The organism is Coprobacter tertius (genome assembly GCF_024330105.1).
In the GTDB taxonomy this organism is placed as follows: Bacteria; Bacteroidota; Bacteroidia; order Bacteroidales; family Coprobacteraceae; genus Coprobacter; species Coprobacter tertius.
In genome coordinates this window covers 222,387-247,196 of the sequence record NZ_JANDHW010000002.1, presented here as the reverse complement: position 1 = coordinate 247,196, position 24,810 = coordinate 222,387, and the positions used below count along the sequence as shown (strand labels likewise).

Below are 24,810 nucleotides of genomic sequence, written 5' to 3'. Positions count from 1 at the left end.
AACCAATTGATAAAAAAAATCTACGGATCGTATATATGGGAACTCCCGATTTTGCTGTCGAGAGCCTAAAACATCTTGTGGAAGGAGGATATAATGTTGTAGGTGTTATCACAATGCCCGATAAACCAGCCGGTAGAGGACACAAAATACAATTCTCTCCTGTAAAAGAATACGCATTGTCTCAGGGATTACCTCTACTTCAACCTGAAAAACTCAAAGATGAAAATTTTATAACCGAATTACGAGACTGGAAAGCCGATTTACAAATTGTCGTAGCTTTTAGAATGTTGCCGGAAATAGTTTGGAATATGCCTCGTTTGGGCACATTCAATCTGCATGCATCATTATTGCCTCAATACCGAGGAGCAGCCCCAATTAATTGGGCCGTTATAAATGGTGAAAAAGAGACCGGAGCAACCACTTTTTTCCTGACCCACGAAATCGATACCGGTCGCATCATTCTTCAACAACGAATACCTATTCTCGACGAAGACAATGCAGGAACCGTACATGATAAGCTCATGATAATGGGAGCCCAAATGGTCACAAAAACAGTAGATTATATACTCTCCGGAAACTACGATACTATTGCGCAAGAAGAAATATTGCCTGCTGATATATTAAAACCGGCACCCAAAATTTTCAAAGAAACTTGTCGTATCGACTGGTCTCAACCTATCGAGTGCATACATAATCTGGTACGAGGAATGTCTCCGTATCCTGCAGCATGGAGTGAACTGTATCTTTCTGAGGAAAATCCATATCTCGTAAAAATATACGAATCGGAACCGATAAGAAAAAACCATAATCTAAAAATGGGAACAATCGTAACCGATAATCGGAAATATATCGATATAGCCTGTTCCGATGGCTTTCTGAGGCCTAAAGTACTCCAATTAGCCGGTAAAAAGAAAATGCCGACAGAAGACCTATTAAGAGGATTTACTTTAACAGAAAAATCATATTTCAAATAAATTTATCATGGAGACCGGTCTCCTCCGTAAAATACTATATATAAGTGTCGGTTCGATATGTCTGGTATTAGGAATGATCGGCTTATTCCTTCCGGTACTTCCTACGACTCCGTTTTGGCTCCTTACAGCCTATTTATATACTAAAAGTTCACCCAGACTTTATCGTAAAGTTATGGAGATACCTGTTTTTGGGAAATGTATACGTAACTACAGAGAATATAAAGCTCTACCGATAAAAGTCAAGATAATATCCCTATCCACCCTTTGGCTGACAATATCATTATCGATTTACTTAATCGGCAATATTTATATCGCTTTTTTTTTAATAATCACGGCAATCTGTGTCACATGGCATATTCTTTCTTATAAAACACTCAGAAAAAACAACAATTAATCACTCATAATGAACATCATTTCACCCTGTCGTGTTATCGATTGAAACAAAGTCGAAGTGGAATCGAAAAATATAAAATTATATTTACTATGTATCCTGGTTGGAGTCGGTACGGGAATCGTTACCGTACCCTATCGCTATTTACTGGAAAAAGCCTCATCTCTGCGTGAAATCTTATATTCCCATGGAGAACCGTGGTGGTTTCATTTACTGATTATCCTTACGATGTGGGCTGCCGGAATAGGAATCTATTTTCTGGTAAAAAATTTCAAAATCATCTCTGGCAGCGGTATACCCCAGGTAGAAGGAGCGATATTCGGACGTTTTCATTTTAACCATCCGTTTAAAGAACTCGTATCGAAATTCATCGGCGGTGTAACCGGTATCGGAATGGGATTTTCTCTCGGAAGAGAAGGACCTTCAGTACAAATGGGTGCTTTTGTCGCTCGACTAATCGGTAAATGGAGTCGGGCTTCCATCTCCGAACAACGATATTTATATACCGGAGGCGCAAGTGCAGGCCTTTCTGCTGCATTTATAGCTCCTTTAGCCTCATCGATATTCGTAGTCGAAGAGATGGAAAAATTCGATTCAATTAAAATCATTATCACCTCTTTGCTGGCTTCTATCATATCGGGGACTATGGCTCAGTGGGCATTTCCGGGAAATATTTACGCCCCCATCGATGCAGCCTATCCTTCAGAATTAAGCTTACCGGCACTTATTCTCTCTTTTATCGCTTTCTCGGTAGTCTTAACTATAGTAGGTAAAGGATTCAATTTTTTTCTTTTATATTTTCAGAAAAAATACCAGGAAATAACAATACCCGTGTATTTAAAAATACTTTCGGTCATTATCATGACCTATATCCTCGGATATTTTTTCATCGACTTGATCGCCGGTGGAGAACAATTTCTCATTCACCAAGCCGGCACGACTGTCTACACAGGCATATTATTTCTCTGTGGAATTATAGCAATAAAACTTTTATTTACGACCATATGTTATGCAACCGGATTTCCCGGAGGTATTTTTCTTCCCCTGCTTGTGATCGGAGGTCTTACCGGAAAAATGTTCAGTTTGATTCTGGTGGATATGGGATGGATGTCTCCGGAACATTTCGGGTTCTTTATGGCCATAGGTATGGCTGCGGCTTTCGCTGCCGTTGTACGTTCTCCAATTACCGGAATCATCCTTTTACTGGAAATGACCCATAAATTCGAACTACTCGTTCCCATGACCATTGTCGTAGGTCTAACCTACTTCATCAGCGATATAGCAGGGGTAAAAGCCATCTACGATCAGCTATACCAAAAATTATTACCGAAAGACCTTTCCCGGTCAAAAGCCAGACTGACTATCCCTTTTGAAATCAACACCGACTCTTATATGGAGGGTAAAAGAATAACCGAAATTATATTTCCTGAAGGATGTCATATTGAGAAAATTATACGAAACCAAAAGTCTATATCGACAAACGATACGATTTTAAAACCAGGAGATCAGATAAACATTTCACTGTATTCCCGTGATCTCGAAAAACTATTCCGATCTTTCAGAAGCATGGCAAATGAATAGATTTTTACCTATTCAAAGATAAAACAGCCAGAGCCAAACGTATCTTTCCATAATTGATCTTTTCACCGAGAGCTTCAAAAATAGGTTTTAGTTCGGGATTTTCCATATTTCCTCCAGCAGCAGTTACTTTCGCTACAGCTTCAATTTCATAAACTGAAATAAATCGTGACCAATCGTTATATTTTCGCTCCCTTATCAATTGAGAAATATGGCTATATACAGTAACCGGTTTCAGCCCCCGGAGACGACAAATCTCATCTATACCCATATCCTGCATCAGTAGTAATAGTGTTTCGGTATACGAATCACCGGGAGATTTTTTTACTTTTAGTTCTTTTCGTATCAGATCTACAAATATTTTCCCGTATTTACTCACTTTGGCCAAACCCACCCCGTTGATCTTTGCAAAATCATATAAAGTCACCGGTTTACAGGTAACCATTTCCTGTAAAACCTTATCGGTAAATATAATATAAGCCGGTTTCTCCTCCTCTGCCGCAATACGGGCACGAAGCAAGCGCAACGATTCGAACAGTCGCTCTTCCTCGCTCAATTCTGCTTTCGGATCGACAGCGGCTGTTTTCTTAACATTATTCCCTTTAACCGGAATATCATTTTTTACGAACGTGAGCATTGCCGATAATTCCCCCCGCAGCACTTTCCATCCGGTAGAAGTTACTTTTAACCGGTTACCTTCGTTATAAAGCAATTCGAAATATCCGAGTTGCATCATCTGCAACAAATAACCCTGCCACTGGTAAAAAGAAAGATCGGAACCAACTCCGAAAGTTTTTATACGATCATATCCATTTTCAATTATTTCATTGCGGTGAGATCCGCGCAATATATCGATCAATGTTTGCATCGATATGGATTCATCGGTACGTATACATGCGCTCAATGCCTTTTGTACCAATACGGAAGCATCGAAACGCTGAGGCGGATTTTTACATATATCACAATTTCCACAATCATGTTCTCTGACTTCCCCAAAATAATTCAGTAATATACGGCGACGGCAAACAGGAGATTCTGCATATTCTTGCATACGCCTCAATTTTTCCATATTCAGCCCTTTCTGGCCACTATCTCCGGCAAACTTCGATAACATGACCATGTCTCCCAACGTATAAAATAGCAATGTATCTCCCGGCAAACCGTCACGACCGGCCCTTCCGATCTCCTGATAATAACATTCGATACTTTTAGGCAAATTATAATGTATTACCCAACGCACATTCGATTTATCTATTCCCATCCCGAAAGCAATCGTTGCACATACTACCTGCACGTTATCGGTAAGAAAATCATACTGGGCTTTTTCTCTTTCCCGATTCGATAAACCAGCATGATAAACCGAAGAACGTATGCCATACCCGTTCAACTCGGACGAAATCATCTCGGCATTTTTACGGCTAAGACAATAAATTATACCACTCTGCCCCCGATGTTTCTCGATAAAGCGGTATATTGCCGTAAGCTTTTGTTTCTTATTGAATCCGGCAATTACATTCAGACTAAGATTAGGTCTGTCGAACGATGAAATAAAAATTTCGGGATCATGTAAATTCAATTGTGTAACAATATCGCTGCGAGTAAGCTTATCAGCTGTCGCAGTAAGAGCAACCACCGGTATTTGAGGGAATTTATCTTTCAAAACAGAAAGGCGGTTATACTCAGGCCGGAAATCATGCCCCCATTGCGAAATACAATGCGCTTCATCGATAGCAATCAACGAAACATCAAGAAATGAAATAAGAGTATCCAACTCAAGCAATAAACGTTCTGGAGAAATATACAAAAGGCGTAATTTCCCGCTACGAGCCTGAGTTTTTATATTCAGATTTTCTCCTTCACTCTGCGAACTATTAAGAGCTGCTGCAGGAATTCCATTCGAAACTAATGCGTCCACCTGATCTTTCATCAAAGACAGTAAAGGAGAAACAACTATCGCTGTTCCGTCTTTCACCAATGCCGGTATCTGAAAACAAACAGACTTACCGCCACCAGTAGGCATAAGTACCAGACAATCTTTTCCTTGTAATATAGCTTTTATTACATCGAGTTGCAATAGCCTGAAAGTATCGTACCCAAAATACTTTTTAAGCAATGTGTATGCCTGGGCTATCAAATCATTCATCGGTTATAAGCACGTCCAATACATTCATACACAAAACCCATCTGCGTCAATTCGTCGGCATCATAAATATTACGTCCATCGAGAATATAAGGAGTTCTCATTAATTTCTTCATAACCGACCAGGAAGGCAAACGGAATTGTTTCCATTCGGTTACCAACAACAATGCATCGGAATCGAGAACCGCATCATACATATCATCAGTAAAAACAATCGCTTCATGATTACCTAAAATACGATGAGCTTCGTTCATCGCTATCGGATCATAAGCCTTTACCTTGCATCCTGCCTGTAATAACGAATGAATGAGGACAAGGGACGGAGCCTCTCTCATATCATCGGTTTCGGGTTTAAAAGAAAGCCCCCACACACCAACAGTTTTCCCAGCCAGATCTCCATGATAATAATCGGATAATTTTCTAAATAATATTTTCTTCTGTTCGGCATTTACTTTTTCCACTGCTTTAAGAATCTCGAGATCGACATGATGTTCCGACGCCGTTTTTATCAACGCTTTTACATCTTTAGGAAAGCACGATCCCCCATATCCGCAACCGGCATAAAGAAAACTTTTTCCGATTCTCGTATCACTACCGATTCCGGCACGCACCATATTTATATCAGCCCCAACGGCTTCACAAAGGCTGGCAATATTATTCATAAAACTTATACGAGTAGCCAACATTGCATTAGCAGCATATTTCGTCATTTCTGCTGAAGGCACATCCATAAAAATAATACGAAAATTATTTATCATGAACGGTTTATATAATTTCGAAAGTAATTTTTTTGCTTTTTCAGACTCGACACCAACAACCACCCGATCGGGATGCATAAAGTCATTTACAGCATTTCCTTCTTTCAGAAATTCGGGATTAGAAGCTACATCGAATTCTATTTCGAGTCCCCTTTTATCGAGCTCTTTTTGGATGGTCGAGCGTACGAGTGCTGCTGTACCTACGGGAACAGTACTTTTCGTTACAACTAAAACATACCGTGTCATATTTTTACCGATTGTTCGAGCCACATCAAGTACATATTTCAAGTCAGCACTTCCGTCTTCATCTGGGGGAGTCCCCACCGCACTGAAAATAATGTCCACATCATTAATACAGCTTGCAAGATCTGTCGTAAAACTCAACCGGCCATCACTATAATTTTTTTTCACCAATTCCTCAAGCCCCGGTTCATAAATAGGAATAATACCGTCTTTTAACTTATCGATTTTGTTTTTATCGATATCAACACATACAACGTTCAATCCCATTTCCGCAAAACACGTCCCGGTTACCAGTCCTACGTAACCTGTACCAACAATCGCTGTTTTCATATCCAACTTATATTTACTCCTGACACCATTAAAATGCATTCTTTTCTCCTCTGAGGGCATTCACAATCGTTTTGAAAATAATTTTTATATCGAGCCAGAAATTCCAGTTTTCGATATACCATACATCAAATTCAACACGTCGTTCCATTTGCCAAAGCGCTTTGGTCTCTCCCCTCAAACCGTTTACTTGTGCCCACCCGGTCAAACCCGGACGCACAAAATGACGAACCATATATTTATCCACTACTTTCGAATAATCGGCTGTGTGACGAAGCATATGAGGTCTGGGTCCTACAACCGACATATCACCCCGTAAAACATTTATAAATTGGGGTAACTCATCAATATTCGTTTTTCTAAAAAACTCCCCGATTTTAGTTTTCCGAGGATCGTTACGCGTAGCTTGTTTATGGTCTGCGTCATTGTTTACCCTCATCGTACGGAATTTATAACAATTAAATTCCCGACCTTTATAACCGGTACGCCTTTGCACGAAAAATACAGGCCCCGGAGAAGAAAGTTTCACTGCAATAGCAGCCGGTAACAACCAAAAAGGAGAAAATAAAAGAACGATCAGTGAAAAAATTATATCGAAAGAGCGTTTGAAAAATCGAGAAAAAGGGTTTTCCAACGGCTCGTCTCGTAAGGTCAACACCGGAACATCCCCCAACATATGATAATGCATCCTTTTAAATACATACCTATTTATTTCGGGAATTATATAAAATCGTATCATATTTAGTTCGGTAAACCTGATAAGCCTCAATATTTTTTCATCTTGCGATCCCGGTAAAGCACAATATATTTCATCAATATGTTCTGCTAATGCAAACTCTTCCACTTTATCCGTCGTTCCCCGATACAAAGGTATCTTACCGTTTAAACTGATATTATCATCGAAAAATCCCATAAATTTATACCCGTACCCGGCATCAGATTGAAGATTTTTATAAAGAAGTTGACCTGTCTTTCCGGCTCCGACAATAATTATACGTCTGAAATTCATTCCTTTTCGGCGTATTCTCTTCAATAACAACCGAGAAGTCACCCACCAAAAACTTAACAGAACAAAGAAAATAAAGAAATACAACAGAATCGTTTTATTCGAAACATCTTCTACCTGTAAAAACAAAATAAGAATACCGAATATAAGTGCGTGAAGTCCAATAGACATCAAAGCCTTTATAAATACACGATCGGCATAAATTATACGTTCATTATGAAAATGACTGAAAACAAACGCTACCGGCACATAAGAAAAGTTAAGTAACAGCCATACTATTTTCCCGTGTATGACAAAGCCTTCATTTGCATCTGAAAACAGATATACAAGAAAAAAAGCCAGATTAAGACACAGAAAATCGACTATTACGATTATCGTCTGCAAAAGATATCCGTACCGTCCGTTATTTTTGTTCTTCATTTGCTTCTGTTAATTAACTATCCTTATCCTTGTTATATGGCAAGAACCGGCCCACAATAACCCCTAAATGGAATCATCGTGAGCCGGAAAAGCATTATTTCAATTTTACAAATTTTCGTCAATCGTTTCGATCTTCTTCACCAGCAATTGCATTTCTTCTTTAAGTTTCTGCATTTTTCTCTCCATTTCTTTCAGCATGCCACTACCGCTCTTCGATGAGATATTCAAGAATCCCATGTTATTTTCATAAGTCTGCAACTCGTTCTTAAGATGATCATAAGTACGCATCAGTTTTTCTCGTTCACGGTATAATTTATTTTGAGCCTGATCTGATGTCGCCATTTGTTGAACTGTAAAAGTAAACGAAGAAAGTCGTTTTTTATTTTCTTGCATATTCAACCGTTCGAAATGTTTATCGAGGGATATCTGATATTCTTTATAAATTTTGTCTTTTTCTTTAAAAGGCACATGTCCTATTTTATTCCATTCACTCATCAGTTCCCTTACTTTTGATACAGCCTCAGAAGACTCCATATTTTCATCGATAGCATCCAGTTTAGCGATAACATCTTTTTTAAGAGCCAGATTTTCTAATTCGGTCTGTTTAACCGAAGAGGTTTGTTTCCCTTTTTGTTCGAAGAAATAATCACAGGCACCGATAAAGCGTTTCCAAACTGCATCGGAATATTTTTTTGCAACAGGACCTATTGTCTTCCACTCTTTCTGTATCGCTATAAGAGCATCGGTAGTAGCCTTCCAGTCGGTGCTGTCTTTAAGAGCTTCCGCTTTTTCACATAAAGCTTTCTTTTTCTCGAGGTTCCGAGCCATCTCGTCTTTTACCTCTTTAAAATATTCGGCTTTTCTTTTGAAAAACTCATCACAACTTTTTCTAAAGCGCTCAAACAGCAAATTATTTGTCTTGCGAGAAGCAAAACCAATACTTTTCCACTGTTCTTGCAAAGCGATGATCTGTTTTGTTTTTTCATCCCAGGCACTAAACGACTTCAGTTCAGACAAATCGATCGCTTCTATTTCGGCACAAAGTTCGATCTTCGCCTGTTCGTTTTTCTGCTCGTTTTCCTTAAGATGCTCAAAGTGTTGTTGATGCCGTTTATTCACAACTGTCGAGGCCGCTTTAAACCGATTCCAAAGCTCTTCCCGCAATTCTTTAGCAACCGGGCCTATTCCCTTCCATTCGTCATGCAAAGCCTGTAATGCCTTAAATGCCTCAATTACATCCTCTTTGTCAGCCAATGCCTCGGCAGCCTCACATAAAGCAACTTTCTGATCGAGATTTTTCTTGAAATCGTAATCTCTTAATTCTTTATTAATCTTTAACAAGTCATAGAAACGTTCTACATACAATTGGTAAGTCTTCCATAACTCGTTTATTTCTCCGGCCGGTATATTGGTTATTTCTTTAAAAGCTTGCTGTAGCTGTTGGAAATCGGCATAATGTTTATTTATATTATCTGAGTCTTCAGACATGCTCTTAATTTCTTCCAGTATCTCTTTCTTTCTGGCCAGATTTACATTTTTTATTTTCTCTTGTTCTTCCGCAAAAGCAGTCTTTTTTTCTTTAAAAATATTCAACAACTCTTTCAATTCTTCCTCGGTCTGATCGGGTTCTGCCACAAAAGTCTCGGGAGCTTCAGGATGATCGGTTTCATAAAGTTTTCTCGCAACCTCCATCTCTGCTTTACGTATTTTATAATAACTCTGTTTCAGCAGATCTATCTCATCCTTTACCCCTTCAACGGGCATATCAACCAACGACCTTATCTTTTCGATAATGTCTTGCCGAGTTAACTTTACTTCGCTTTTACCATTCGGTTCCGCCTGAGAAACCGAATTTTTTTCATTGTTCTGCTCTTCTCCTCCATTAACAGGTGATAAAAGAGTTTCTTGGGAGTCATTCATAATCGTCATTTTAAAGAAAAGCCATCGCTTTTTAATTATATGACAAAATAAAAAAAATATTTCGGCAATTCATATTAAAACGTCATTTTTTTTCATTCCTGCAATTTATAATAAACTAAATATAATTACATACATTTCAATTTTTTTTTAGCAGTCATATATAATCAAATAAATTTCAATATTTTATAACTATATACAAAGTTTAAAACAGAAATACATTACACGTAAAAATATTTACTTTTATTATTCAAGTCCAACAAATAATACATAATTTAATATTATTTTATTTTCATGCACTCCATTGCTTTTCTGTATGAAAAAAGTAGTAGAAATTAATTTTTTATTTATCTTTGATTCACAAAAGTGCTGAACAAATAACACCATATTAATATGAGATCGAATATGATAAGAAGAAGTGCTGTATTATTATTTACATTTTTTGTGATAATAACCGTTTATTCCCAAAATATTAGTTTTAAATATGGTAATGTAACTACCGACGAATTAAAAATGAATTCGTATGCCAAAGACACCAGCGCGGAAGCAGCGGTTATATATGAATATACAAATGTATATTACGATGCCGATCCCATAAAAGGCTTTCAGGTTGTTACGCAATATGCGGCTAAAATAAAAATATTAACTACCGAAGGTCTTAAATATGCAAGTATTACTATTCCGTACTACTCTAAACGCACATTAAACGAAACCGTCGAAGAAAAGATCGAAGAACTTCAGGGGGCCACTTATAATCTGGTAAATGGGAAAATCGTACAAAAAAATCTTACACTGGAAAATATTTACGACGGGCATACCAGCGACATAACAAAAGAAATGAAATTTTCTTTTCCCGATGTAAAACCGGGAAGTGTCATCGAATATAAATATATTCTCCGTTCCGATTTGTTTATGTATATCCCCATGCTGGACATACAAAAAGACATCCCGATGTTGCATTGTGAAAAAAAAGCAGAAATACCCGAATATTTCATCTATGATGTAAAAGCATCAGGATATCCGACACCCTCTGTTACAAAATCAACAGGAAAAAAAACATTTCTTTTTGGAATCGACCGATCCAATAAACCAACAAATACAAATACGACTATCTATAAATTATCTAAAAATGATATACCCGCTTTTAAAATCGGCGATTATGTATGGTGCCCCGACGACTTTCGGCCGAGACTGGAATTCGAACTTAAAGAAATTAAATTCAGACCGGGCACATACCATCATTATACCAACACATGGCAAGATGTAGAACATTACCTCGATACCCACCCTGATTTTGGTAAATACTACAAACTTAAATATCCATATAAAAAAGAAATAAAACCCCTACTTAAAATAACCAACGAAGAGGAACGTGCCCTGGCCGTACTGAATTTGGTAAGGGATAAATGGAAATGGAATGGAAAATACCAGCTCTTTGTTAAGAATATAAATAATACGGTTCAGTATAAAACAGGAGATAATGCACAATTAAATTTTGTTTTGATGAGCGCTTTAAAAGCTGCAAAACTAAAACCTTACCCAGTAATCCTCAGCCGACGAACTTCAGGCCGAATACCCGATAATTTAATATCGATCGACCGTATGACAACATTTATCGTAGCGGTAAAAAAACCGAACGGATCTTATATTTTCATGGATGCCGGTTCCCCATTCGGAGGACTCAATGTATTAGATGAGTCACTTCTAGCTGAAAATGCACGTATCCTGAATGGTAAATGCGAAAAGATAGATTTGAACGACCTGGTTCCAAATACCCAAATTATCCGAATCGAAGCAAAACTTAAACCATCAGGAGAGGTAAACGGAACATTTTCGATGCAATCTACCGGACAATGCGCATATAATTTTAAACGCCTTTACGATCAGGCGAACAGTATGACCGAAAGAACAGATAACTCCTCTCGGATGTATAACGTAAATATAAAGAATTATAAAGGAGAATTCCCGGATAAAACAGTTTTCCAAAATTCCGAAGTTTTCGATTTTGATACCAAAGCAGAAGTTTCGGGAGATCGAATTCTGTTTAGCCCGTTTATTATCAATTTTATGCAAAAAAATCCTTTTTCTGAAGAAAACAGAACATATCCGGTAGAATTCGATTATAATACTAAAACCGAAATAGAAGTCAATCTCGAAATTCCACAAGGTTATTTCATCAAAAAATTACCTTCTTCTTACTTTTTAAGTTCTGCCGATAGCTCTATTAAATGCATTTATTCTATTTCTCAAAGGAGTGATATTATACAAGTCAGATATACCTTCGAAAGAAAAAAAATGTTCTATTTACCAGACAACTATCGAGAATTACACGATTTTTACAATTCACTTACTCAACAATGTAAAGAATACATCGAACTCCAAAAAATAAATTAATCAATCACACATATATAATCTATCACTGTAAAATTTTACAGTGATAGATTATACATAAAATTATACATCACACAGCTCATTAACCTACAATTTTTACGTAACTGCCTAATGTAAAACTTAAACACAAAACCATGAAACACACATTTTTAACTCTCCTTTTTTTAGGGAATTTATTTCTTATTCAAGCACAAGACATCAGTCTTAAATACGGTAAAGTAAATGAAGACGAACTTAAGATGACAACGTACACCCCTGATACTTCAGCCGTTGCCGTCGTACTTTTCGAATATTCCGATTCTCATTTCGACTTTAATGAAAATAAAGGCATACGTTTGATCACCAACTATAAAACTAAAATAAAAATACTTAAAGATGAAGGTCTCAAATATGTTAATATTTCAATTCCGTACTATGATTCCAAAGTAAATTCATCATTAAAAGAAGAAATAACCGATTTACAGGGATATGTTTATAACCTCGAAAACGGAAAAATCATAAAAACCAAACTCAATAAAGAATATATTTTTGACGAACAGAGCGATGAGAATTACTGGCAAAAAAAATTTACATTTCCTAATGCTAAAGTAGGAAGTGTTATCGAATATAAATATACATTTTGTTCCGACTTTATCGAAGATATTCCAGATCTTAAAACGATGAAAAAAATCCCTATTTGGCATAGTGAACTAAGTCTCGAAGCACCCGAATATTTCCGATACAATGCCCAAGCTAAAGGATGGGATCTACCTGTATTCAAAAGCGAATCGGGCGTACAAACAATTTCGTTTTCAAATGGATATAAAAACGAATACCTACAAGCTAAAACAACAAAATATAAAGTTATTGCCGACACAGTAAAAGCATTAAAACCCGAAACCCATATTTGGTGTATCGATGACTATTGCCCCAGAATCGAATTCGAATTAAATGGAATCGCTTTGCCAGGAAATACCTATAAAGCCTACGCCAAAAATTGGGTAACTTTAGAACAAAATATTATGGCCGATAAAAATTTCGGGAAATTACTCGAAATGAAATGTCCCTATAAAGACGATGCCGAAAACCTCAAAAAAATAGAAAACAAGAGAGAAAGAGCCCGTAAAGCATTAAAATACGTCCAGAACAAAATATCATGGAATGGGAATTATAGCTTCAGCGGGTATGGAACAAACGATGCTCTAAAAAATGGTACCGGAAATAACGCTCAAATAAACTTCGTACTTCTAAGTATGCTAAAAGCAGCCGGTCTCGATGCTTATCCTGTATTTATCAGTACAAGAGATAATGGTAAAATTAATACTTCATTTCCATCTCTAAACCAAATAAATACTTTTATTATAGCTATCGCTGAAACAGACAGTACTTATTTTTATCTCGACGGCGGTTCTCCTTACGGAGACATAAATGTACTCGATATAAAATTATTATCGGAAAATGCCCGGCTTTTCGAAGGAGTTGCTGTTAGTCATTGGGAAAATCTGAGTAATTTATCGAGAAATGCTACCAGCTACCTTATTCAGGCAAAAATAGACGAAAACGGCCTTATTGACGGTACTATGACAATTCAGTTTACAGGTGAATGCGCTTTTGAATTTAAAAGATCATGCGGAACTTTAACCCTCGACGAACTAAAAGAATCGGCAAATAATAGCTACGACATAGAAATAAACGATTTTCAGAAAAATGATTCCGATACCCTCATAAACCAAGCTTCAGCTATATTAAAATTTAATAAACAAACTACGACGAATGATGATATGATATATTTTACACCTCTTATTGTCGATTACATGAGTAGTTCTCCGTTTAGTTCTCCGACGAGAAAATATCCGATAGAATTCGATTATAATAATCTCGATCATTTTAATATATCTATCAAAATCCCCGATGATTATAGCGTAAGCGAGTTACCCAAAAGTACTACGCTTGTTAATCCCGATAATTCATACATATGTCGTTTCTATTCATCGACAACCGAAAATACAATTAATTTACAATTTATGGTCGAAAAGAAAAAAAGGTTATTCCTACCGGAAGAATATAAAGACCTTCAGAATTTTTACACGGCACTGATCAGTAAAAGTACCGAACAGATTGTTTTAAAAAAAAATAAATAATTTACTATTATCATAAATATTTTAAATACCTCTAAACGATGAACTTTGTATATAAAAAAAGAAACAGCTATTTTCTTTTATTCGTATTATTATGTAATATTTTCTCTTCATACTCTCAGAAAATAAATCTTAAATACGGTAAAGTAAATGACGACGAATTGAAAATGACGACCTATACACCCGACTCGTCAGCCGATGCGGTAGTCCTTTTCGAATATTCCGAAACATATTTCGATTACTCCGAAAAGAAAGGTTTCCAACTCGTCACCGATTACAAAACGAAAATAAAAATACTCAATGAAAAAGGCCTTGAATATGCCAATATCTCGATTCCTTATTTCAGAAAAGTCACAATCAACGAAACTACCGAAGAAAAAATAATCGATCTACAAGGCACAGTATATAACCTCGAAAAAGGTAAAATCATAAAAAACAAACTGAAAAACGAATATATATTCGATGAGCAGACCGATGATTATTACTGGCAAAAAAAGTTTACGCTTCCCGGCGCAAAAGTAGGTAGTGTAATTGAATATAAATATACTTTTTATTCCGATTTTTACATGGATGTTCCCGAATTGAAAACCCAACGAGATATTCCTGTATTTCATAGTAAATTATCATTCGAAGCTCCCGACTATTACCGTTATAACGCAATTTCCACGGGCTGGCCTCCCCCTCATTTCACGACCGAACAGGGATCACAGACTTTCACTCTGCAAGAAGGTATGCAAAACCAGCACACTTCTACAAAAACGCTCAAATATATTATGATATCCGATACAGTACCCGCATTAAAGCCCGAAAATTATATTTGGTGTCTTAATGATTTTTGCCCTAAAGTTACCTTCGAACTTGACGGATTAGCTTTTCCGGGAAGAAACTACCAACCCCTCACACGCACCTGGAAAGACTTAGAAAATAACCTTACAGAAGACGATAATTTCGGAAAACTTTTACGAATGAAATGCCCCTATCCCAAAGAAGAAACCGAAGTTATCGCTCAAATCGAAAATATCCGGGAAAAAGCTCGTACCACACTAAAATATGTACAAGGAAAAATAAATTGGGATAATAAATATCGCCTTTCGGGGAAAAACATAAGAGAGGCCTTAACAACCGGAGTAGGTAACAGTGCTCAAATTAACTTTATACTTATCAGTACACTCAATGCTGTAGGATTAAAAGCATATCCCGTACTTATCAGTACTCGTGACAATGGCCGCATCCCGATGGCTTTTCCGACTATAGACAAATTAAATACCTTTATTGTCGCTGTAGAAGAAGCTGACAATAAATATTTTTATCTCGACGGATGCTCTAAATATGGAGATATTAATGTATTCGATACAAATCTTCTTGTCGAACAAGGTCGTCTTTTCAAAGGCAGGGAAAACGGAGAATGGAAAAATATAGATAATCTTTCCCGCAATGCTGCCAGTTTTACAATTAAAGCTCAGTTAAACGATGAAGGAATTATCACCGGAAATATTGCAATACAGTTTACGGGACAAAATGCCTATGCTTACAAAAAATCTCTCGGAAATTATTCTATCGAGGAATTAAAGGAATATTGGGGGGACGAAATTGGATGTGATATTACCGATTATCAGGGTTTTGCACCAGACAGCATCCTAAACCAGGCATCTTCAAAAGCGACATTCTCGAAACAGGCAATCGTAAACGAAAGTATGTTATACCTGAATCCATTGTTAATTGATTATGTTAAAGAATCTCCGTTTACCGCCGTAAACAGAAAATACCCCATAGAATTCGATTATAATAAACTCATACATTACAATATAGAATTGAGTATACCTGAAAATTATCAGATAAATGAAATCCCTAAAACGACAACCATAATAAATACCGATAAAACACTGAGTTGTAAATTTATCTCTTCACAATCGGGAAACAAAATCAAAATACAATTCATGTTCGAAAACAAAAGGTCGGTTTTCCTTCCTGAAGAATACAAAGACTTACAAACTTTTTATTCTGCTATGATCGGAAAATGTAACGAACAAATTGTAATACAAAAAAAATGATTAAAGAATGATTAAAAAAAATTTATGGGTTCTGTCTTTAGCTTTTATGAGTTTCTTCCCATTAAATGCCCAATACAAACCGATAGATATTCCAGAATACTTTACCCGTAATGCCGATGCTGTATTACAGGCTGACAGACTCGAATTTAGTTTCACAGGAGAAAATAACGGAATAGAACGGGAAATTACAATTACGACTGTACTGAACAAAAACGGCAAAGAATACGGTTTTTTCTTTGCCTATAACGATTCATTTCAGGAATTGGTATCTTTCAAAGGAATTATCTACGACAAAAACGGAAAAGAAATAAAAAAAATATCAAAAAACGATCTCAAAATTACCGAATACAATGAAGGTTTGGCATCTGACGGACGAACATATTATTATACACCGCAAATAGGTCAGTACCCCTATACAGTTCGTTATGAACACGAAACTCTATATAAAAAAAGGATTATAGGTCTACCGATATTTATCCCTCAAAAAGGAAACAATATCAGTGTTATCAATAGCGTATACAGTATAGCTCTAAATGGATTCAATACGATTAAATACAAATCTCTTTCAGGAATAAAAGAACCTGTAATAACCCGCGATAAAAAAGGGGATACGTATTCTTGGAGCGCCGATTCCATTCAGGCATTTACCGAAGAATACTACGCTCCTCCCTTCGCAGAAATTACTCCTTCGTTGTACGTAGTTCCCGTCAGATTCGCATTTAAAAACTTAACCGGAGATATGACTGACTGGAAAACTTACGGAAACTGGCTATATGCCTTACAAGAAGGAAGAGATAAACTACCAGAAGAACTAAAGCTTAAAATACATGAACTGACTGATACATGTAAAACACAAATAAATAAAATAAAAATACTATACGATTATCTGGTAAATAATACTCGCTATATAAGTATACAAATAGGTATCGGAGGACTGCAACCGATGGAGGCAACCGAGGTATATAAAACGGGGTTCGGAGATTGTAAAGGTCTTTCTAATTATATGACTGCAATATTAAAAGAAGTAGGTATAACGGCTTATAACACAATTATTAATACAAACGAAAAAAAATTGCTAAAAGATTTTGCCAGCGCCCAAGCTAACCACGAAATCGTAGCCGTACCTATGCAAAAAGATACCTTGTGGTTAGAATGCACTTCTAAAGAACCCTTTGGTTTTAGAACGCATGCCGGTCATGATGTCTTACTAATAACTCCCGATGGAGGAAAATTATCGACAATACCCGATTATAGCGACCAAGAAAACCAATCTTATATACGTGCTGATATCAGTATTAATGAAAATGGAGAAATATCGGGCTTCGTAAACGAAATAAATGCACTAAAACAATTCATATCCACATCGAATTTTGATCTTTTAAAACCAGACGAAAAAGTAAAATTCATACGAAAACGATTAAATATCATCAACCCTGATATAAGCAATATCGAGTATACTAAGGTTGAAAACGAAAGACCTTTTTCATCACTGGTTTATAACTTTAAAACTACACAAATCCTTAAAAACACAGGGAAAAGATTGTTTATAAACTTAAATCCTTTCAGAGAAGGAATAACACAACTCCCCCAAAAAGAAAGAATACGACCGATTATAATTCCTTACGGATTTCACGATACCGACAGTATCACACTTACAATACCCTCTGGATATACGTTAGAATCCATACCTCAGAATATCGAAATATATTCTCCTTTCGGCACTTTTACGACACGATATGTCAAACAAGATAACAAGTTAATTGCCCGATATGACTTAATTAAGTATTCAGGAAAATTCGATGCTTCGAAATACAACGAACTGTATGAATTTCATAAACACGTAAATCAACTGTATCAGGTAAAAGCCGTACTGAAAAAAGAATCCGATAGTACAACACAATAAAAAAATCAGGCCTCTTTTAAAAAGGCCCGATTTTTTATCCGGTAATAAGACTATATTATTATTATCTTTTTGCAGGAATGAATATAAGATACGCGATAACAGAATTTATAAAATTATAAAGTTATTTTCGAATCAAAGATATTTATCATTTTAATACTTCGACACACCCGAATCCCAAATTAACTTTTTCACCTAATCCCGTATTGTAAATCAAGCGGTGCAATACCGGGGGCAAAGTAAGTTTAAATTTATACATATAACCGATGATTTTCGTCTCATCTGCAGTAAATCTTTTTATAAAGATACCTTTTCTTTTTGCAGGAGTGAGTAATTCGAGATCGAAATTGAAATCACTGGCATATTCTTTTCTGTAAAAATACGCATACTTATCGAGAATTGTCTGAATAAAGGCCTGTGAATACTCGGGACATTCCGGTCCGATATATTCAAGACTTCTGTTCGGACGTACATTCGCTAAAACAATCGGGGATAAAGATAAATAATTCATGGTTTGTGTAAAATCCGGCATTTCATTCTGAATTATTTCATCTACAAGAAATTCCACTTTACTGTGACGATCTCCGATCAACAAAGTTTGCCCCAAAAACAGGTGATTCAATAATTCGGCCGTTCCTCTTTCAGGAAGAAACGATATCCATAATTGAACCCTCTTAGCCAAAATATACAACCTATCGACTTCGACTTTGATTCGGGGAATATAAAAATTAGAAATAGAGAACAGACGGTATTTCGTATTCATTTCGGGTAAAAAACCATTCATCCTCAACCAATCCCCATATAACTCCACATTATCAGTCAGCTTCCGATGTACACAAGAAGACAATTCATACTGATAACTCACTGGTAAAATATTTCCAAAATTTTCCGGTTTTACCGAAAGTATTAATTTAAATCGCATATCAGCACTTTATTTGCAATAATTAAAAAAACTCTGTTTTTCACAATAATCCTATTTTTCGCTATACCCTTGCCCATTCTAAAGACACGATCTCTAATTCTGCGCTCTATAATAAAATGTCGTACAATTTTCAGGAACAAAAGTTTCCGAAGCTATACGAAGCAATTTATCCGGGGTCACGCTTAAATATTTATTTATCTCTCTATTTATATCCTCTGCTTTACCTATAAGTTCGTGATAAGCCAGATTTGTCGCTTTATTCAGATAATTCAAATTTGAAAATAAATAATTAGATTCAAATTTATTGACGACTTTCTCCAGCTCGCTTTCATCTACCTTTTTTATAATAAGACGATTTATTTCCTCGGTAATAATCTTATCCGCATCCTCGATATTCACTCCTCTATTCGGCTTTCCGCTAACGACAAACAGTCCCGGGTCAATATCTCCGGTCACATAAGCATCTATTTCGGCAAATATTTTACGATCCATTACCAGTTCACGATATAACCTCGATGAAGTCCCGTTAGATAATATATCCGACAGCAGATCGACACCGGCATAATCCGAATGATTCCGTCCACAAATATGATAAGCTTTTGTAACCAAATCGAGAGGGACATTTCGCGATACTTCACCAAAACGAGCCGAATTCTGAATCGGTTCCTGCGGCAATTTTCGTTTTACAATGTCACGGGATTCAATCGGGCCGAACCATTTCTCGGCAAGCCATAAGGTATCTTCGTACGTAATATTGCCTGCAACAGACAGGATTGCATTATTGGGTGCGTAATGTCTGTAGAAAAAAGTTTTTACCTCATCGAGTGTTGCATCAGCGATATGGCTGATTTCTTTTCCTATCGTCGACCAGCGATAAGGATGTATTTTGTATGCCAAAGGACGCAACAACAAATACAAATCCCCATAAGGCTGATTCAAGTTTCGTTGTTTAAATTCCTCAATCACAACCTGTTTTTGTACCGATAAACTCCTCTCTGAAAAATCAAGGGATAACATACGATCCGATTCAAGCCAAAAAGCAGTTTCTACATTCTGTTTGGGAATGACAGAATAATAATTTGTGATATCATTATTAGTCCATGCATTATTTTCCCCTCCGGCCATCTGCAATGGGGTATCGAAATCAGGGATATTCACAGAACCGCCGAACATAAGATGTTCAAACAAATGAGCAAAACCCGTTCGCTGAGGATCCTCGTCTTTCGATCCAACATCATAAACGATATTAAGCGCCACCATTTGAGTGCTGTCGTCGTAATGATGCAACAGCCTCAATCCGTTTGATAAAATATGTCGGTTAACTTTTATCACTTTATTCCCTTACGATTTCGATCTTCATTTTTATATCTGTTTTCGGCCGGTCTTTCGTATCGGTCTTTACATTCTCGATTTTATCAAGTACGTCCCATCCTTCAACGACCTCTCCAAAAACCGTATATTCGCCGTCGAGATGAGGAGCACCTCCTACGGTAGTATACGCTTCCCGCTGTAAGTCGGTAAATACAAATGGACCTTCTTCCTGTAAACGTTCTTTAGTCTCCGCAATCAGTTTTTCCTGCAATTCATACAAACCCTCATTATCCCGATTACGGCGTAACTGCATAATTTCAGATTTATGTTCGCCGACAAGACGATTAAAAATTCGGGTTTCTCTCTGTTTAGTCAGACTATTCTCGAGCGAAACTAAATTTCCTCCTGAAAAAACTTTACCCGTAACAATATAAAACTGTGAACCCGAAGACTCTTTTCCCGGATTTACATCATCTCCTGTACGAGCAGCAGCCAAAGCCCCTTTCTTATGAAAATGAGTCGGAAAAACAATTTCTGCCGGAATAGTATAACCGGGGCCACCCATTCCTAACGACTTTCCTGCTGGTGCATTTACCGATGTGGGATCTCCTCCCTGAATCATGAAATCTTTTATCACTCGATGAAATAAAGTACCGTTATAGGCACCTTCTTTTATCAGTTTTATAAAATTTTCTTTATGCAAAGGAGTCTCATCGTATAATTTCAATGTAATTACACCATAATCCGTTTCAATTTTTACATATGTATTTTTATCTCCGTTTCCTGAGGAACAGCTCATATTAATTAATATTAAAATTAATATATATAGTAAAGATCGTATCATAAACAGCTTACATACAACAATATTAAGAACAATATGTACCCTTGTTCCTTTTCATTTGTTTTATTTGTTGATTCAGCATAATGTTTTTCAATTGAGATTTTATCTAACTGCTATTGAGTTATATATATTACGCATTAGTAATTTTTATTTATCCCAACCTTATTTAGGGTTTAAAGATACTTAATATTATGAACTAACAAACAAAAAAGGTCACATAATAACGCTATGCAACCTTTTTTTATATTCATTTAGTTTTTTACTCTATTTTTTCGGGTCCAAACTCAATTAAAGCTTCTGCTTCGGGCGTTGTCGCATACTGTACAAAATTATCGTTATATTTTTTGGCCAGTGAGCGTGCTTTTTTCTCCCATTCTTTTACATCTGCGTAGGTATCACGCGGATCGAGAATTTTTGAATCCACTCCGGGCAATGCAGTAGGTATTGTCAGGTTAAGTATCGGTACGTGTTTTGTTTGCGCCTTTTCGATATCTCCCGAAAGAATCGCATCTATAATCGCGCGCGTTTCTTTTATCGATATTCGTTTTCCCGTACCGTTCCATCCGGTATTTACCAAATAAGCCTTACAATGATGATCGTGCATTTTACGGGCAAGAACGGCTGCATACATCATTGGATGTACAGTAAGAAAAGCCTCACCGAAAGCCGGAGAAAATGAAGGCAACGGCTCGGTAATTCCTCGTTCGGTACCCGCCAGTTTCGAAGTATATCCGCTAATAAAATGATATTGCGCCTGTTTTTCGTCAAGTATCGATACCGGTGGTAAAACTCCGTACGCATCGGCCGAAAGGTATATGATTTTTGATGCATGTCCGGCACGGGAAGGTACTACAATATTGTCGATATGATAGATCGGATAACTAACACGGGTATTTTCAGTGATAGAAGCATCGGCAAAATCGATACTACCGTCTTTACGTACCACGACATTTTCGAGTAAAGCGTCCCGACGTATGGCATTCCATATTTCAGGTTCATTTTCTTTGCTTAAGTTGATAACTTTCGCATAACATCCGCCTTCGAAATTAAACACACCGTTATCATCCCATCCATGTTCATCGTCTCCGATAAGCAAACGCTTCGGGTCGGTAGACAGAGTCGTTTTTCCGGTTCCGGATAATCCGAAAAATAAAGCGACATCTCCGTTGATTCCCACATTTGCCGAACAATGCATTGAGGCGATACCTTTTAAAGGAAGGTAATAGTTCATCATACTGAACATTCCTTTTTTCATTTCTCCGCCATACCAGGTACCACCGATAATCTGCATACGTTCTGTTAAATTAAAAGCGACGAATACTTCCGAGTTCAACCCTTGTTCTTTCCATTTAGGATTGGTTATTTTCGAACCGTTAAGAACGACAAAATCCGGATCACCGAAATTTTTCAATTCATCATCCGTCGGCCTTATAAACATATTTTTAACGAAATGAGCCTGCCAGGCTACTTCCATAATAAAACGTACTTTCAATCGCGTATCTTCATTGGTACCACAATAAGCATCTACCACATAAAGACGGTCTTTATCGGACAATTCTCCTACAACCAATTTTTTAAGATCGATCCATACTTCCGTACTCATCGCATGATTTATACGCCCGTCCCACCAAACCGTACTTTCGGTCGTAGCGTCTTTCACGATATATTTATCTTTCGGCGATCGACCTGTAAATTTACCTGTTTTCACAGCAACCGCACCGGTATCGGTAACTTCGGCTTTTTCAAAACCAGTCAAAGAAGAGTCGGTCTCGTCTTTGAACAAATCTTCATAGGAGGGATTATAAACTATTTCTTTTACTCCGGTAATCCCGTATTTGCTTAAATCAATTTGTGTCATAATTTATTGTTTTTATATTCTTTCATATACACACAGATAAACATTATCGTTTCCTTTTTGTTTACTAAGGTTCTGATAATAAAATAAAAAGAGCGACAAAATTTGTCGCTCTTTTTATTTTCACAATCTAATTATCTCTTACAATTCTATCGGTTTATATCTGGGAACAAGCATTTTCATAACTCCCCAACCTATTAGATAGGCAAAAGCACAAATTGAAAAAATAATAAAATATCCCGATTCTATACCTTTGAATCCGAGCAATTGCATATTATTTAACTCGGCATAATCAAATAACATACCCGATCCTTTATTGATAAAGAACGAGCCTACTCCTCCTGCCATACCACCGATACCGGTAATCGTTGCAATAGCACTTTTTGGAAACATATCCCCAATTGTTGAAAATATATTTGCCGACCAGGCCTGATGTGCAGCTCCGGCAATACCGATAATAATGACTGGAAACCAATATGAAAGATGCCCCAACGGTTGTGCGCATAATGCCAGCAAAGGGAAAAAAGCAAAAATAAGCATGGCACGCATACGCCCCGCATAAGGATTCATATTCTTTTTATCAACATAATAAGTAGGTAACCACCCACCGATTATCGATAATAACGTAATCGCATATAAAACAAAGATCGCAGCTTGGCTTCCCGTGTCAGAAGACTTCATTCCGTATACCGAACTCAAATAGGCCGGAGTCCAAAATAAATAAAACCACCAAACACCATCGGTCATAAATTTACCGAAAGCAAAGGCCCAGGTCTGTTTGAATTTAAAACATTCGACAAATGAAAGCTTCTTCCCTTCTGCAGTTTCGTCTTTCGCCTCTTCTGCCGATCCCTTATCTTGTTGTATGTAATCCAGTTCGGCCTTATTTACGCGGGGGTTCTGATCGGGCTTTTTATATACGAATACCCAAAATCCCATCCAGATAAAGCCCAAAGCACCAATAATGATAAAAGACATTTCCCAACCGAAATGGGTAGCAATTACCGGTATCGATACCGGTGCAGCCAATGCTCCTACCGTGGCTCCGGCATTAAAAATACTGGTAGACAATGCCCGGTCTTTTTTAGGAAAGTACTCGGCAGTCGCTTTTATAGCTGCCGGAAAATTCCCGGCTTCACCGATGGCAAGCACCAATCTGGCAAAAATAAAAAGTACTACGCTCACGTTAATAATTTTGCCGGCATCTCCTACAAGAGCTATGGCATCTTTCGCCCCTTCAAAACCGACCAGCCACTTTCCGGCTACGATACCCGAAGTAGCGATTCCGCAAAAAGCATGCAAACAAGCACCGACCGACCAGATTCCAATCGACCAGAGAAATCCTTTCTTTGTATCGAGCCAATCGACAAAACGTCCTGCGAATAACATTCCTACAGCATAAAAAATAGAAAATAACGCTGTAATATCACCGTAATCGTCATTAGTCCAGTGAAATTCGGGAGCAATAAAATCTTTCCAAGTAAGCGACAAAACCTGCCGGTCGAGATAATTAACCGTAGTCGCAAAAAACAACATCATACAAATGATCCATCTGTAGTTTGTCATCCGACCATTCTGATTCAGTAACGTATTCATTCTATAATTCTTATTTTTGAGTGTTTTTCTTATTGTGAGTCATTAAGTAAAAATTCCATCTTCACCAATCGA

At 37.0% G+C, this 24,810-nt stretch carries 16 protein-coding genes and 1 pseudogene; 7 read left to right on the top strand and 10 right to left on the bottom strand.

The annotated features are described in order from the left end of the window. Window positions 1-5: 5 nt before the first annotated feature. From fmt to NMU02_RS02790, 3 genes are read left to right on the top strand one after another with little or no spacing between them, the layout of a single operon-like run. A complete protein-coding gene (fmt, locus tag NMU02_RS02800) occupies window positions 6-974 on the top strand; it encodes a methionyl-tRNA formyltransferase (protein ID WP_494337084.1) in 969 nt (322 codons plus the stop codon). 7 nt (window positions 975-981) lie between these two features. Further along, window positions 982-1,368, top strand: coding sequence for a YbaN family protein (locus NMU02_RS02795; RefSeq protein WP_255025665.1), 387 nt, complete (start codon window positions 982-984; stop codon window positions 1,366-1,368). Between the two features lie 57 nt (window positions 1,369-1,425). After that, entirely contained in the window at window positions 1,426-2,946 is a 1,521-nt protein-coding gene (locus tag NMU02_RS02790; RefSeq protein ID WP_255025664.1) for a ClC family H(+)/Cl(-) exchange transporter, read from the top strand. A 4-nt stretch (window positions 2,947-2,950) separates the two neighbouring features. Here NMU02_RS02790 and NMU02_RS02785 read toward each other — a convergent pair whose 3' ends face one another. The 5 genes and pseudogenes from NMU02_RS02785 to NMU02_RS02765 all read right to left on the bottom strand — a co-directional run bounded on the left by NMU02_RS02785 (window position 2,951) and on the right by NMU02_RS02765 (window position 9,757). After that, complete coding sequence (locus NMU02_RS02785; RefSeq protein ID WP_255025822.1) at window positions 2,951-3,289, bottom strand: helix-turn-helix domain-containing protein; 339 nt, start codon at window positions 3,287-3,289, stop codon at window positions 2,951-2,953. Further along, window positions 3,269-5,086 (bottom strand): annotated as a pseudogene (recQ, locus tag NMU02_RS02780) (DNA helicase RecQ); the annotation flags it as partial. The gene NMU02_RS02785 and the pseudogene recQ, both read right to left, overlap by 21 nt. Continuing rightward, entirely contained in the window at window positions 5,083-6,414 is a 1,332-nt protein-coding gene (locus tag NMU02_RS02775) for a UDP-glucose dehydrogenase family protein (protein ID WP_255025663.1), read from the bottom strand. The pseudogene recQ and the gene NMU02_RS02775, both read right to left, overlap by 4 nt. A 28-nt stretch (window positions 6,415-6,442) precedes the next feature. Continuing rightward, window positions 6,443-7,837 carry an undecaprenyl-phosphate glucose phosphotransferase gene (locus tag NMU02_RS02770; RefSeq protein ID WP_255025662.1) on the bottom strand — a complete coding sequence of 465 codons (1,395 nt, stop codon included), beginning with the start codon at window positions 7,835-7,837 and terminating at the stop codon, window positions 6,443-6,445. 105 nt (window positions 7,838-7,942) lie between these two features. Next, entirely contained in the window at window positions 7,943-9,757 is a 1,815-nt protein-coding gene (locus NMU02_RS02765) for a DUF349 domain-containing protein (RefSeq protein WP_255025661.1), read from the bottom strand. A 402-nt stretch (window positions 9,758-10,159) separates the two neighbouring features. Here NMU02_RS02765 and NMU02_RS02760 point away from each other — a divergent pair, with 402 nt between their 5' ends. The 4 genes from NMU02_RS02760 to NMU02_RS02745 all read left to right on the top strand — a co-directional run bounded on the left by NMU02_RS02760 (window position 10,160) and on the right by NMU02_RS02745 (window position 18,216). Continuing rightward, a complete protein-coding gene (locus tag NMU02_RS02760) occupies window positions 10,160-12,148 on the top strand; it encodes a DUF3858 domain-containing protein (RefSeq protein WP_255025660.1) in 1,989 nt (662 codons plus the stop codon). A gap of 131 nt (window positions 12,149-12,279) precedes the next feature. Continuing rightward, window positions 12,280-14,265: a DUF3857 domain-containing protein gene (locus NMU02_RS02755; RefSeq protein ID WP_255025659.1), complete on the top strand. Its 1,986-nt coding sequence runs from the start codon at window positions 12,280-12,282 to the stop codon at window positions 14,263-14,265. 38 nt (window positions 14,266-14,303) lie between these two features. After that, window positions 14,304-16,313: a DUF3858 domain-containing protein gene (locus NMU02_RS02750; protein ID WP_255025658.1), complete on the top strand. Its 2,010-nt coding sequence runs from the start codon at window positions 14,304-14,306 to the stop codon at window positions 16,311-16,313. Window positions 16,314-16,320: 7 nt separating this feature from the next. Next, window positions 16,321-18,216: a DUF3858 domain-containing protein gene (locus NMU02_RS02745; RefSeq protein WP_255025657.1), complete on the top strand. Its 1,896-nt coding sequence runs from the start codon at window positions 16,321-16,323 to the stop codon at window positions 18,214-18,216. 145 nt (window positions 18,217-18,361) lie between these two features. On the opposite strand, the gene cas6 is transcribed toward NMU02_RS02745, so the two are convergent. From cas6 to NMU02_RS02720, 5 genes are all read right to left on the bottom strand, one after another. After that, window positions 18,362-19,135, bottom strand: a complete 774-nt coding sequence (gene cas6, locus NMU02_RS02740) for a CRISPR-associated endoribonuclease Cas6 (protein WP_255025656.1) — start codon at window positions 19,133-19,135, stop codon at window positions 18,362-18,364. Between the two features lie 93 nt (window positions 19,136-19,228). Continuing rightward, window positions 19,229-20,467: a M16 family metallopeptidase gene (locus NMU02_RS02735; protein ID WP_255025655.1), complete on the bottom strand. Its 1,239-nt coding sequence runs from the start codon at window positions 20,465-20,467 to the stop codon at window positions 19,229-19,231. Between the two features lies 1 nt (window position 20,468). Beyond that, window positions 20,469-21,290, bottom strand: a complete 822-nt coding sequence (locus NMU02_RS02730; RefSeq protein ID WP_255025654.1) for a peptidylprolyl isomerase — start codon at window positions 21,288-21,290, stop codon at window positions 20,469-20,471. A 256-nt stretch (window positions 21,291-21,546) separates the two neighbouring features. Next, complete coding sequence (pckA, locus tag NMU02_RS02725; RefSeq protein WP_255025653.1) at window positions 21,547-23,145, bottom strand: phosphoenolpyruvate carboxykinase (ATP); 1,599 nt, start codon at window positions 23,143-23,145, stop codon at window positions 21,547-21,549. Window positions 23,146-23,283: 138 nt separating this feature from the next. Next, the gene (locus NMU02_RS02720) at window positions 23,284-24,738 is read right to left on the bottom strand and encodes an MFS transporter (RefSeq protein ID WP_255025652.1); all 1,455 of its coding nucleotides are present in this window, start codon (window positions 24,736-24,738) and stop codon (window positions 23,284-23,286) included. Between the last annotated feature and the right edge of the window lie 72 nt (window positions 24,739-24,810).